General features: G+C 39.9%; 10 protein-coding genes and 1 pseudogene. 7 read left to right on the top strand and 4 right to left on the bottom strand.

The window, feature by feature from the left end; genetic code table 11:
• Window positions 1–177 precede the first annotated feature (177 nt).
• From HMPREF0519_RS05990 to HMPREF0519_RS05980, 3 genes are read left to right on the top strand one after another with little or no spacing between them, the layout of a single operon-like run.
• Complete coding sequence (locus HMPREF0519_RS05990) at window positions 178–552, top strand: cupredoxin domain-containing protein (protein WP_004561563.1); 375 nt, start codon at window positions 178–180, stop codon at window positions 550–552.
• Between the two features lie 25 nt (window positions 553–577).
• Window positions 578–901, top strand: coding sequence for a cupredoxin domain-containing protein (locus HMPREF0519_RS05985; protein ID WP_004561562.1), 324 nt, complete (start codon window positions 578–580; stop codon window positions 899–901).
• Complete coding sequence (locus HMPREF0519_RS05980) at window positions 898–2,841, top strand: copper-translocating P-type ATPase (RefSeq protein ID WP_004561560.1); 1,944 nt, start codon at window positions 898–900, stop codon at window positions 2,839–2,841. The genes HMPREF0519_RS05985 and HMPREF0519_RS05980 overlap by 4 nt, the downstream gene beginning before the upstream one ends.
• A 90-nt stretch (window positions 2,842–2,931) precedes the next feature.
• On the opposite strand, the gene HMPREF0519_RS14350 is transcribed toward HMPREF0519_RS05980, so the two are convergent.
• On the bottom strand, window positions 2,932–3,105 hold the full coding sequence (locus HMPREF0519_RS14350; protein ID WP_233419327.1) for an ArsR/SmtB family transcription factor: 174 nt from the start codon (window positions 3,103–3,105) through the stop codon (window positions 2,932–2,934).
• A 373-nt stretch (window positions 3,106–3,478) separates the two neighbouring features.
• Between HMPREF0519_RS14350 and HMPREF0519_RS05970 the strand changes: the two genes are divergently transcribed.
• On the top strand, window positions 3,479–5,422 hold the full coding sequence (locus HMPREF0519_RS05970; protein ID WP_004561556.1) for a heavy metal translocating P-type ATPase: 1,944 nt from the start codon (window positions 3,479–3,481) through the stop codon (window positions 5,420–5,422).
• 113 nt (window positions 5,423–5,535) lie between these two features.
• Here the strand turns inward: HMPREF0519_RS05970 and HMPREF0519_RS05965 are convergent, their stop codons facing one another.
• Window positions 5,536–6,804 carry a chloride channel protein gene (locus HMPREF0519_RS05965; RefSeq protein ID WP_004561554.1) on the bottom strand — a complete coding sequence of 423 codons (1,269 nt, stop codon included), beginning with the start codon at window positions 6,802–6,804 and terminating at the stop codon, window positions 5,536–5,538.
• Between the two features lie 180 nt (window positions 6,805–6,984).
• Complete coding sequence (locus tag HMPREF0519_RS05960; protein WP_225428934.1) at window positions 6,985–7,461, bottom strand: GNAT family N-acetyltransferase; 477 nt, start codon at window positions 7,459–7,461, stop codon at window positions 6,985–6,987.
• Window positions 7,462–7,658: 197 nt separating this feature from the next.
• On the opposite strand from HMPREF0519_RS05960, the gene HMPREF0519_RS05955 reads away from it, so the two are divergent.
• The 3 genes and pseudogenes from HMPREF0519_RS05955 (at window position 7,659) to HMPREF0519_RS05945 (ending at window position 9,964) form a co-directional block, all read left to right on the top strand.
• Window positions 7,659–8,369: a TIGR00266 family protein gene (locus tag HMPREF0519_RS05955; RefSeq protein ID WP_004561552.1), complete on the top strand. Its 711-nt coding sequence runs from the start codon at window positions 7,659–7,661 to the stop codon at window positions 8,367–8,369.
• Between the two features lie 235 nt (window positions 8,370–8,604).
• A pseudogene (locus HMPREF0519_RS05950) lies at window positions 8,605–9,259 on the top strand (aldo/keto reductase).
• A gap of 54 nt (window positions 9,260–9,313) precedes the next feature.
• Complete coding sequence (locus tag HMPREF0519_RS05945; RefSeq protein WP_004561549.1) at window positions 9,314–9,964, top strand: NAD(P)H-binding protein; 651 nt, start codon at window positions 9,314–9,316, stop codon at window positions 9,962–9,964.
• A 133-nt stretch (window positions 9,965–10,097) separates the two neighbouring features.
• Here HMPREF0519_RS05945 and HMPREF0519_RS05940 read toward each other — a convergent pair whose 3' ends face one another.
• Window positions 10,098–12,665 (bottom strand): YfhO family protein, encoded by a 2,568-nt coding sequence (locus HMPREF0519_RS05940; RefSeq protein WP_004561548.1) that lies wholly within the window; start codon window positions 12,663–12,665, stop codon window positions 10,098–10,100.
• Window positions 12,666–12,670 lie beyond the last annotated feature (5 nt).

The following is a 12,670-nucleotide window of genomic DNA, read 5'->3' as shown; positions in this document are numbered from 1 at the left end:
AAAAAATTAATGATCAGGACGACTATTTTTAGTATATTCCAGAAAATACTTGCTTTTTTAAGTTTACAAGTGTAAATTATGAATATAGAAAGTTTACGTTTGTAAATTTGACTAAGACCAACAAGAAATCAGCTGATTGCTTTTGTTAAAGAATATTGATGAAGGGAAGTAGGTTTGATGGTACAGATGATAACGTTTATGGTAGCAATCCTGTTAATCGCATTTATTGTCTGGTGGTTCTTTGGTAAGCATGAAGGGTCGGTTGCTGATGCGCAGGTTGCAGATAATAAACAGGAAACAACTGTTTTGGTTGATGGAGGTTATTCTCCAAGTACATTATTTTTAAAAAAAGGAATACCAGCCAAAGTGAGTTTTCGAATGAATGACTCAACCGCTTGTTTATCACACGTTGTGTTTGAAAAGTTGGGCATTGATAAAGACTTAACAAAACAGAGTGTGACCGAAATTGAAATTCCGACCGATAAAGCACAAGAATTTGATTATGCATGTGGTATGAATATGTTCCATGGGAAAATAATTGTTAAAAACTAATTTTAAATATAGTAAGTAGGAAATAATGATGAACTTTAAAAAACTTTTTGGTGGTCAGGACAAGTCGGAAACAACTAATAGTCATACTCAAATCATTAAGATCAATGTTGATCATGGATATGAACCAAGTACGGTCACGCTTAAACAAGGTGTTCCTGCGAAATTGATTTTTCATCGGATTAACGACTCGTCCTGTTTAGCTAAAGTACAATCTGAAGAATTGTCTTTTAAAAAGAACCTACCGTTAAATAAAAATGTCGAGGTTTCGGTTAGTACTGATAAAAGCGGTGAATTCAATTATGCATGTGGTATGAATATGTTCCATGGAAAGGTGATTGTTAACGAATGAAATTATCCAATATGAAAAAGTTTTGGCTTTCGTTAATTTTGGCAAGCCCAATGCTGCTTCAAATGGTTCTGATGCCGTTTCATTGGATGATGCCCGGATACAACTGGATTGCCTTCATTACAACCACAATGGTTATGTTGGTTTCAGCGGTTTCTTATTGGAAAAGCGCATGGGCGGCATTTAAACATCATAATGCCAACATGAATACACTGGTTGCCGTAGGAACTTCCGTTGCTTATTTTTACTCACTTTTTGCAATGATGACTGGAAGAGCGGTTTACTTCGAAAGCGCTGCGCTTGTAACTGTTTTTGTGTTGCTTGGCGACGCTTTGGAGGAACGGATGCATCACAGTGCTTCTAATGCTCTAGGTAAGTTGATGAGTTTGCAGGTTAAGGAAGCGGAAGTTTTATCCAAGGGACAGTATGTTAAAACGCCACTTGAACAAGTTCAAGTGGGAGACATGATTCGGGTTCGTCCGGGCGAAAAGGTACCTGTTGACGGGGTTGTTACTGAAGGTGTCACTAACATTAACGAATCTATGGTAACGGGCGAAAGTATGCCCGTCGTTAAAAAAATCGGCGACAACGTTATCGGTTCAACGATTAATTCGGACGGTATGATTATTTTTCGGGCTACCAAGGTTGGCAAAGACACAGCTTTGTCCCAAATTGTCGAATTAGTCAGAAAAGCCCAGACCAGTCATGCGCCTATTCAAAATCTGACTGATCGGATCTCGGGTATTTTTGTTCCGGCAGTTCTAATCGCTGCTATTTTGACCTTTGTGATTTGGTTTGTATTTTTAGGTGCACCGGCAGTTCAGGCGATGTTATTTGCCGTATCTGTTATTGTCATTGCTTGCCCGTGTGCCTTGGGATTGGCAACGCCGACTGCTCTGATGGTGGGTACCGGTCGATCCGCAAAAATGGGCGTCTTAATTAAAAATGGCCAGGCACTTGAAGAGGTCAACGACGTTAAAACAGTTGTTTTTGATAAAACAGGTACAATTACAGCGGGAAAGCCGGTTGTTACCGATGTCGTAGGTAATCAGGAAAAAGTGCTTCAAGTTGCTGCAAGTTTGGAAGAGAATTCCGAGCACCCACTGGCAGCCGCGGTTATGGCTAAAGTGAGTGAAGCCAAGATAACTTATCAAAAGGCCAAAAAATTTAAAAATATTGAAGGTAAAGGTGTTAAAGCAGTTGTTAACAATCAAAAAGCCTTTGTTGGCAGTGATAAACTATCAAATGATTATCTGTTATCAGATGAAATGAAGAAGCAAATGGCTAAATTACAGAATGATGCCAAAACGGTTGTGTTGGTCGGCTTAAATGAAAAAATCATTGGGTTGATTGCAATCCAAGATACCCCTAAGAAAACCGCTACTGAAGCAATTACCGAATTACGTTCCCGAGGACTTAAAACGGTTATGTTAACCGGGGATAATCAACGGGTTGCTCAAGCGATTGGCAGACAAGTTGGCATCGATCAAGTCATTGCCGGCGTTTTGCCAAATGAAAAGGCTGACCATGTTAAAGCTTTACAACAGTCAGGCAAAGTCGCTTTCGTTGGGGATGGTATTAATGATGCACCGGCACTAACCGTTGCCAATGTTGGTATTGCAATGGGATCTGGAACGGATATTGCCATTGAATCAGGTGAAATTATTTTAATTCAAAATGATTTACTGGGCGTTGTTCGTGCACTTGATATTGCCAAAAAGACATTTAATCGAATTAAATTAAATCTGTTTTGGGCTTTCATTTACAATTTAATTGGTATTCCAATCTCTGCAGGAATTCTAGTTGGTATCGGCCTTCAGTTAAGCCCTGAATTAGCGGGCTTGGCAATGGCTTTCTCATCCGTTTCGGTGGTGACGTCATCGTTGCTTCTGAATAGATCTAAAATTGCAGGAGACCATGAGAATGATAAGGTCACTGCTTGAGTGCAACGAGATAATTGTCAAAATAGTCACCAAAAAATGATTTGACCTAATGCCTCATAATGGCAAACGGTCAAATCATTTTTTGTTGCATCAGGATAAATGATGTTGTTTCTTTTCTTCTATATGTTCAATGATCTGTTTGAATATTTGAACAATATGATCATCAGTTAATTGATAGTGAATTTGTTTCCCGAGCCGTGTTCCCTTTACCAGTCGATTGTCCTTTAACACCCGAAGTTGGTGGGAGATGCTGGATTGACTCATTGTTAAGATATCGGCAATTTTTAACACTTAACGATGTTTCCGACAACGCCAACAGAATTCTCATTCGTGTTTGATCGGCAATGACTTTAAAAACAGTCGTTACCGTATCAATATGTTCGGAAAGCGGAATGCCATTTTCTTTCATTTGTTCATAGGCTTGTTTGTGATCCTGTTCAGTCAAATGATTACCTCCGTGGAAATCTATAATAATTATAATGTACGAATTTAGTCGCATTGTGTCAAGCAGGAAGGAATGCTTGAGATTTTTGAAAATAAATGATAAGATATTCATATGAGGAGTTACTCATATGAACGTAAATTCAAATGTACGTTAGATTAAAATTGACAATTATTAGACAGGGAGGTAAGTCTCGTGAAAAAATTGAAAATGACAACCAAATTATATTTTTTTGGGGTGATCCTGTATCTACTTGGTCTGGTATTAATGTTTTCTGGTTTTAACTCAGCTATTGTCACCAGTTTATTTTTAATTGCGACAGTTTCTTCGGGATATCACGTTATTTTTGAAGGCTTTGAAAAGACCATTTTGGAAAGCAAAAGAACTGGCAGATTCATGCCTAACATTCATTTATTAATGTCAATAGGTGCTGTTGGTGCCATTCTCATTGGGAGTTACGAAGAAGCAGCGTTACTGGTTCTGATATTTGCCGGTGCACATTTCTTGGAAGAATTTGCTGAAGGCAAAAGCCGGCGGGAAATTAAAGCTTTATTGGAAATGACACCGGTTAAGGCCAAGAGAATCGATGATGACGGAAAGGCTTCGGAAATTTCGGTTAACGATGTCAAAATTGGCGATCGAATTCAGGTACAAAATGGTGACCAGGTACCAATAGACGGTCAAATCATTAGTGGTCAACCTGCCATTAACGAATCAGCTATCAATGGTGAGAGTATTCCCAGAGAAAAAGGACCTGGTGATAATGTTTTTGCGGGTACGGTCAACGGAAATGCCACGTTTATGATGACAGCAACGAAAAGTAATGATGAAACGGTCCTTGCTAAAATTTTAAAATTGGTCGAACAGTCTCAAAGTCATTTAAGTAAGACTGCAACCAGGATTAAACTGTTGGAACCTAAATATGTCACGGCCGTCTTAATTTTATTCCCACTTGTTTTGGCGGCTGGTTATTGGGGCTTTAACTGGGGGTTAAGCGTTAGTTTATATAGAAGTATTGTTTTTCTGATTTCAGCTTCACCATGTGCTTTTGCAGCTGCAGCGGTACCGGCAACACTTTCTGCCCTATCGCAATTAGCTAAAAAGGGTGTTCTATTCAAGGGTGGTTCGTATTTGTCCAATTTAGCAGAATTAGAGACGGTTGCTTTTGACAAAACGGGAACGCTCACCAAAGGAGAACCGGAAGTCACGGACTTTTATTTAGTTGATTCTAAAGACAAAGACAAGTTAACAAACATTATTTTTGCCATTGAATCTCAAATCAATCATCCACTGGCTTCTGCAATTGCAAGTCATTTTGTACCAACCGAAAGGCTTCAGGTTGATGTGTCAAATGAAATTGGTAAAGGGGTTCAAGCTGTTTATGGCAGTAAGGTGTATGCCATTAAAAAGCCAAGCTTATTTTCGGAAGTATCGTCATTAATCGATAAGAAGATGCGTCAGTTTGCCGGTGAAGGCAAGACAGTTGTCTATCTCGCCGAAAACGATAAGGTAATTGGCTTGATTGCATTGATGGATACACCAAATGAAAAATCAAAGCAGACAATTCAGTTTTTGAAAGATCAACGGATTCACACCATGATGATTACGGGCGATTCAAAGCAGACTGGTGAAGCCATTGGTCAATTTTTGGGAATTGATGAAGTGATTACCAATGTTCTACCTGAGCAAAAAGTTGACGTGATTAAACAACAAAAGGGTCAAGGTAAAGTAACCGGAATGGTCGGTGACGGTGTGAATGATGCACCGGCATTGGTGACTGCAGATATTGGGACCGCTATGGGAGATGGTACCGATGTCGCAGTCGATGTCGCGGATGTTGTATTAATGAAAAATGATTTATCAAAATTTGTGACGTCGTATGAAGTATCCAAACGGTTAAAAAAAGTTGTCTGGCAAAATATTATTTTCGCATTGGTTGTCGTAATGGTATTGGTTGGACTTAATTTCTTTGGTCTGATGACGATTGGCTTAGGCGTCTTCATGCACGAGGGAAGTACATTATTGGTAATTTTGAATGGTTTGAGATTGTTAAAAGGAAATAAAGATTCAAATGAGTCTGTAAAAAAGCAAACCGAACCAACACTTGGACAGAAGATGAATCCGGTAATAAAAGGCTGATGAAACATGATCAGATTTATTTTGTTAGTGAATAAAAGACCGTCATTGTTTTTGACTAATCAACGTCGAAAACAATGGCGGTATTTTGATGGTTTACGTGTAAATACATTAACTTACATAACTTTTCTTAAAACAACTCTTGAGATTGCAACTGAGATTGCGACTCCCATTCCCAGTGGGATTAGTGCTATAGAATTCAGATGGCAGACTTCAAAAACCATGAATAATGCCATCAAAGGAGCCTGCTGGGAAGCGGCTAATAGGCTACAGCCGCCAAGCAATGCACACTGCCAAATTGGCATGCCAATGTATGGAAAGATGATGATACCTATGAATGCACCAATAGCGGCTCCAATTGCAACAGAAGGCGTTAAAGTCCCTCCAAAAGCACCAGCCCGAATTGTAAAGACGGTTACGGCGTACTTTGCAATGGCTCCCAGTAACAATACAAGCAGTAAATTTTTACCCGTAGTGCTGATCGAAAATTGGGCAAGGGCCCGACCATTTCCCATTATCTGGGGGAAATTAATTGAAATTAAACCTGTAACTAAAGAAAGTAGTGGTAGTTGCCATAAAATATGGTAATTGTCCGGTTTTACACTTTCAGCCCATGTAAAAGATTTTCGGAAAAGCGCGCCAACAATGCCGCAAAGAAGGGAAATAAAAATAGCAATCAATAAGAATTTAGGCTCGAATTTGGCCTTGCCGACTAAATAGTAAGGTTCTGTTCCTCGGACACTGGAACTAACAAGCACGGCAATCACTGACATTGGTAGGCTAACGCAAACGGATCGCATTGATATTTTCTTAAATAGAACTTCAACACAAAAGAACATCCCCGTTATAGGAGCGTTATAAACGCCGGCAAAACCAGCACCTGCAGCTGAAGCAATTAACAAAACAACGTCGTCTTTAGATAAATGGCCCCAATGCACCCTGTTAAGTAGGTTATTCCACTTTTGGGCAATCATGGCACCGGCTTCTCGGGGTGCCAGTTCTCGACCAATAGAGCCACCAGTTCCTACGTAAAAGATCTGGGTTATAACGTGAAGAATGGTTTGAACAGCAGGCATGTTTTCACCAGCCAACCCTTTTCCAATTGTCACAGGTGGCTTTACTTTTGTCCTTAATATCCACCAAATGACTGCCGCAATGATACCACCGATAAAAACCGAGAACAGTCTGGCATCGTTTGGGCTTCCCGTGACAATTGGTCGAAGTGGCGTTTCTTTAAAATGAAGAAATTCTTCCTCAATAAAAGTTAAAAGCAAACTCAAAAAAAGTGAACTCATACCAACAAAAAGCCCCAAAGCAATTGTTGAAATAGTTAAAATTAAATTTTCCTTTTTCATAACAGAAATTATCTTACCACATCCAACCATTAATAGGATTAACGGTTCATGAAAATTATTAAAAGATAACTAACTTTCAAAAATAAATCGGTTGAGTTCAACAATCAGAAATCTTGGCACCAGCATTTAAACAGGCAAAAATGTGCAGGCGGATTATCAAAAATGCTTGGAATGTGGGTTTGGTTGGCAAAATGAAATTAGTCGTCGTTGTCAGTCCATAAGCTGTTTCACCAGTTTTAATTCATCAAAAATTGGGATGCCGTTATCTGCTTTTAGCGGAATCTCCGGCTTGATTTTTCGGGCCAGTCTAACTGCGTCTGGGATCACTTCCGTTAGCCGAAACCCTCTTTTTTGATAAAAGCCAAGCGCATTCAGATTATCGTTTGTCGTGATAACCCCAAGTTTGTTCAACCGTTTTTCGTATGCCAGCTCTTCAACCATATTTAATAGTTGAGAACCGATACCGATTCCCGTCCTTAGACTATCAATAGAAATAATTTCAAGATAATCCGCCTTTAATTCATAGCTTAATAAACCGATGATTTGGTCATTTTCCATTGCAATAAAGCCTTTTAAATCTTTAATATCATATTGTCCCGTCGAAACAACCATGTTGGTTGTTCCCCATAGATTTTGAAATAATTGAATGGCCGATTGACGATGGCATTCGAGTGGTATGATTTGCATAGATATTTCCATCACTTTCTGATTTTGTTTAATTATACGATAATTGATTGGTGGATAGCCATTATCTAGTCGATTTTGATATCATTCAGGTTGATATTGGCTTTTGTTGTACAGCTGATCTTTTCAGTCAATTAAGCATTAATTTCGACTAATCCTCTGTTATACTGGAGTCAAATTTGGTTAGGGGATGAAGAATCATGGATTTTACAATTTCAAAAGATACTGCATTTCCCACAGTCACGCTCAAACTGCGCAAGGGCGAGCAGATTCAAATTGAACGCGGATCAATGATTGCCCATAATGGTCAAGTGACTTTGGAAGGGCACATGAACAGCAATGGTAAAAAAGGCTTCGGGGGTGTATTAAGCGCGCTGGGTCGTTCTGTAACCAGTGGTGAGGGATTCTTCATTACAACTGCCACAGGCAACACAGACGACGGGGAACTGCTGATTGCGCCTGCCAATCCTGGGGCCATTCGGGAATTGCGTACGGATGAGTCTCATCAGTGGCGTCTCAATACCAGCGCATACTTGGCTTCCGATGAAGGGACCAATTATAAAATGATTCGACAAAAGCTGGGAAGCGCTGTCTTTGGCGGAACCGGCGGGTTGTTTGTCATGGAGACGCAGGGTAGTGGTACTTTTCTGGTTTCGGGATATGCTGATATTATGTCCGTCGAGTTGCAGGGAAATGATGAATACGTTGTTGACAACAGTAATGTTGTTGCTTGGAGTCAAAGCTTGGACTATAACATTGAAGTCGGCAGCGGCACATTTGGTTTTAAGACCGGTGAAGGATTGGTTAACCACTTTAAGGGTATTGGAACCGTTTTGATTCAAACTCGAAGTATTGAGGGGTTGGTAAATTTATTGATGCCGTTTTTGCCAGATAGAAGTAATGATAACTAAACAGATAGGTTTGTTTAATAAATAATTGAGCATTGTGCCGGGCTGTTTTCTTCGAAGGAAAAGTGGCCCGTTTTTTTATACCCTTAAAGTTTTGATTTTTAACCTGGCAGTTAAACAATTGATGGGGCGTATCTTATAAAAAATGTCATTTAAAAAATAATATGGCTTGCCTTGGAGTCCACACCAAGGTTTACACTGATCTTGTTAAAAAATATGAGGAGGCAATCAGTTCATGATGAAAATGGTTAAACTAAACAATGGCGTTGAGATGCCTATACTTGGTTTCGGGGTCTTTCAGGTAACAGATTTGGCTGTTGCACAACGGGCAGTTCTTGATGCAATAAAATCAGGGTATCGATTAATTGACACAGCACAGGCATACGGTAACGAGGAAGCGGTTGGCCGGGCCATTAAGCAAAGTGGCATTGATCGAAAAGAACTGTTTATTACAACTAAACTTTGGCTGACTGATACAGGTTATGATGCGACCAAGAAAGCCTTTCAAGCATCATTAAAAAGACTGCAACTTGATTACATTGATCTTTACCTCATTCATCAACCGTGGGGCGATGTTCATGGATCCTGGCGGGCGATGGAAGATCTGTATCGAGAGGGTAAGATTCGAGCCATCGGTTTTGGCTCAAATCGGCCATAGGTACAATAAGTCAATTGGTCAGGTTATTCTGAGATGGTTACTGCAACGTGGAATTGTCACAATCCCCAAGTCGGTTCATAAAAATCGAATGGTTGAAAATATCAGCATTTTTGATTTTGAACTCACAGATGAAGAAATGACGATGATTCAGAAACTGGATAAACAAGAAAGCCAGTTCTTTGATCATCGGGATCCGGAAGCACAAATGAAAATCGTGGGTCACCGGATTAAATAGTTGTTTTTAGTTAAGTACTACGGAACAATTTGATAGTAAGGAAGGAAATTATTAATGAATTTACTTATATTAGCTGCTAATGGTCAAATTGCCAGAATTGTTGAAAAAAGACTTCTTTCCGAAGATAAATTCAAGGATGTCTCGTTGACGTTGGGTTTGCGTCAACCAAAACGATTAGCTGATTTGGCAAATAACCCCCGAGTCCGCCTTCTTGATGTGGACATGGAGAATCAAGAATCGGTTAGCCAAGCAGTTGCGGGTCAGGATATGATTTTTACGGCAGTCGTTGATCATGATCCTGATAATAAAATGACCAGAAATATCATTTCGGCAATGAAAGCACATAACGTCAGCCGAATTATTTCAACCAATATTTTAGGTATTTATGATGAAGTACCGGGAGAATTTGGTCGTTGGAATCGGTCAATGGTCAAAAGCGGCTTGGCGGCCGCAACTCAATCAGATACGTTGTTAAGCCAATCGGGTTTGGCCTATACGACATTGCGTTTACCTTGGCTGAATGACCGTGATGAAGTTTCGTACCAAATCACGCATAAGAATGATCAATTTGTCGGGGTATCAGGTTCCCGTAAAAGTGTCGCTGATTTAGTGTTGAAAATGATCACTGATCCATCATTGGGTGTCAATGATAGCTTGGGCTCGGCCGATCCCGCAACGCAAGGCAAAAATCGCCCTGTTTATTAGTTGGAGGACCTTGCATTCCCCGGGTTTTGAGGTTTAAAAATAACGTTTAAACACTAATCGGTATGCTGGACAATTTGAAGCTGTCTAGTATACCGATTTTTTTAGATATTAGTGACTATTTTTAATGAAATCCTCAAGATCTTTTACGGTGTTTCAAGGGTTCTTTCAATTTTAATACCATACTAAGGCAAATAAATGATACCAGCCCCAATATAGAAAATATTGATCCGATGATTAATCCCGGTGTGTGGTAGGTTAAAACAATATAATTAAGTCCACTCTTTATCGGAACAGCCATCAATCCATTAAGCACTTTCCCGGGTGCGGTTGGTTGACCATTCACTTTGATTTGCCAGCCCTTATCAAATGGGATCGATAGAAAAGCCGATCTTTGATGTCGGTTGGCGATGATGTCACCGCTTATTTGATTTCCTTGAATCTTTGGCACATAACCCGGAAATTGTAATGATGCAACAAGCTTTTTGAATTTCCACTGGTTCATACTTTCAAATTGCAACGATTTAGGATAAGGACTGGTTGACGTAAGAGCAACTGAAAGTTTCGTTCCTTTGGTGTATGACCCTAGCCGATCCAAAAATCGAAATCGATTGGCAGGAACCTTGGGACTGGCAATGTGTTTGCCATTTACCGTAATAGTGGTGTAATTTGTACCACGAAGCCGCGCATTGAGATATAAGGGGCCGGTTGTGTTAACGGTCATTTGTAAATGATATCGGTAATTAGTCTGCTTGGACTTGTTTCGTACAAGTTGAACACGGTTTTTTCTGACGGGATAGAAATAAGGGGCCTCTCCCTTATTAATTGAGACCAATATTTTTTCGAGGTTCGTGAATTTATCAGTTGGATGCAGCTGAATTGTCGTCAGGGACTTACTTGTAGGAAATCCCATTCCGACATAGCTGGTATTTTGGGTCAATCGATTGGATGGGCTAACATTATATTTAACGCCCAAGAGCATTTCAGTAACCGGATTTAATCCTTGAGCACTGATTCTACGAACATTTTTGCTGAAAAGTCCCAGTGAATTTAATGTTCTTCGGGTAGTATCGTTAATCGTTGAATTATATTCTGAAATCCCCCGATAATTAAATAAAAGCGCATCATTATAGTTATAATATCTCTGAAAACTGTTATTAATGAGTCGGCTTTGATTATTGGTTCGATAAAGTTGTCCTGAATCTTTCGTAATCGGTTTGAGTATGGCAGCTTCCCGTTGGTAACGTTGTTGATATTGGATTTGATTACCAAAAGGTGAGCCAGCCATAGCTATCAGGAAATTACCACTAAGCTCTCCTGCAAACAGCCCAATCATCAAGCAAGCCTGAAGAAGGCGACCAGTGGTGAAAATGATGAGAGATCCAAGTACAATAACAGTTAAATTAAGCGTTAAAATGCCCAATTGCGTACTGGAAAGCCGATTTGAAGCAGATGACATCATTAAAAAGTGGGGGCCAAACGTTCCAAGGATTAAGCACCCCATAATAATTGCTGGTAAAGCAACTTTCCAGTGACGAGAAACCAATTTGGCGTTCTTCAACCAAGCACCGTATGAGATGGTTATCATCATAAAACTAAAGAAAAAAGCTTGTCGAAACGGAAATCCGGACGGTTGCTGAAACAGATGCCAGATCGTATTTGTGATACAGACCTTCATGCTTAACAGCAAACCAAGCAAAAAGATGGCAGCGTGCCACTTTGAAGATCTGCTGATATTAGGATGGACAAAATAACATCCCACTAAAAGCGTGACAATTAATGAGCTGAAAATAGCAGGTGCGTGGATTAAATGGTTGCCATAACTTACACCACCGATTCCCAGTTGAGCGAGCACGGAAAAACTGAACATGGATCTGAACGTAAAATTTGCGGAAACATAGGCATGTTTGGCAGTCTGCATCATGCCAATAACTGTTGGCACCAGAATGACCATTGCACTCATGAGACTGAAGAAACCTGAAAAAATGATCGTTAACAAATGATCCTTGTTTTGCTTTAATAATTGGCTAAATGATAATTGACCATGACCGTCTTCATAGATGATATAAACGGTATAACAGACGATAAAAATACAGATCATATATCCTAAATAGTAATTAACAATGACGCCGAAGAGCAGCCAGACAAAAAAGCGTGTCGGTTTGCCACCCCGAACAATTGTATCCAGCCCATTAATAATGAGTGGGAGACAAATCAGACTATCCAACCACATGATATCAAAATAGTCGGCAGCAACGAAGCCGCATAATCCAAAAGCAGCTCCAAACAAAACTGCCCATCCGCTGACAATTTCAAAATGGCGTTGTAGAAAATAAGCCATTGCAGCAGAAATACAAGCGACTTTTAAAATAATCATCAATGTGATTGCTGATGGCACTTGAGCAGCTGAGAAGAAAACAAGTCCCAGATTAAATGGACTCATGAGGTAGTATGCGAGTGTTGGCACGGCATTACTGCCAAGACTAAGCCCGAATGAGTATAGACTAAATTGGTGTGTGACAAGTGCATGCCGAAGTGCGGTCAGAAACGTGACGTATTGGGCTGCGTTATCACTAAAAAGTAAGTTTTGACGACCAAATGGCGTAATTTGGTAAGCAATCATGACCCCGGTTATGATGAGCAGCGCAAATACCCCGGATATGGCCGTTGTTAATCCAATACTTTGACGAAATTTCGTAAGCATAGTTC

Source organism: Lentilactobacillus hilgardii DSM 20176 = ATCC 8290 (genome assembly GCF_000159315.1).
Taxonomy (GTDB): domain Bacteria; phylum Bacillota; class Bacilli; order Lactobacillales; family Lactobacillaceae; genus Lentilactobacillus; species Lentilactobacillus hilgardii.
The sequence above is the reverse complement of the archived record's forward strand: the minus strand, read 5'-3'. Positions and strand labels throughout refer to the sequence as shown.

Coding starts and splice junctions, on each gene's coding strand:
- HMPREF0519_RS05990 (WP_004561563.1), top strand. CDS start 178: ATGGTACAGATGATAACGTTTATGGTAGCAATCCTGTTAATCGCATTT.
- HMPREF0519_RS05945 (WP_004561549.1), top strand. CDS start 9,314: ATGAATTTACTTATATTAGCTGCTAATGGTCAAATTGCCAGAATTGTT.
- HMPREF0519_RS05940 (WP_004561548.1), bottom strand. CDS start 12,665: ATGCTTACGAAATTTCGTCAAAGTATTGGATTAACAACGGCCATATCC.
- HMPREF0519_RS05980 (WP_004561560.1), top strand. CDS start 898: ATGAAATTATCCAATATGAAAAAGTTTTGGCTTTCGTTAATTTTGGCA.
- HMPREF0519_RS05985 (WP_004561562.1), top strand. CDS start 578: ATGATGAACTTTAAAAAACTTTTTGGTGGTCAGGACAAGTCGGAAACA.
- HMPREF0519_RS14350 (WP_233419327.1), bottom strand. CDS start 3,105: ATGAGTCAATCCAGCATCTCCCACCAACTTCGGGTGTTAAAGGACAAT.
- HMPREF0519_RS05965 (WP_004561554.1), bottom strand. CDS start 6,804: ATGGTTGGATGTGGTAAGATAATTTCTGTTATGAAAAAGGAAAATTTA.
- HMPREF0519_RS05955 (WP_004561552.1), top strand. CDS start 7,659: ATGGATTTTACAATTTCAAAAGATACTGCATTTCCCACAGTCACGCTC.
- HMPREF0519_RS05960 (WP_225428934.1), bottom strand. CDS start 7,461: ATGCAAATCATACCACTCGAATGCCATCGTCAATCGGCCATTCAATTA.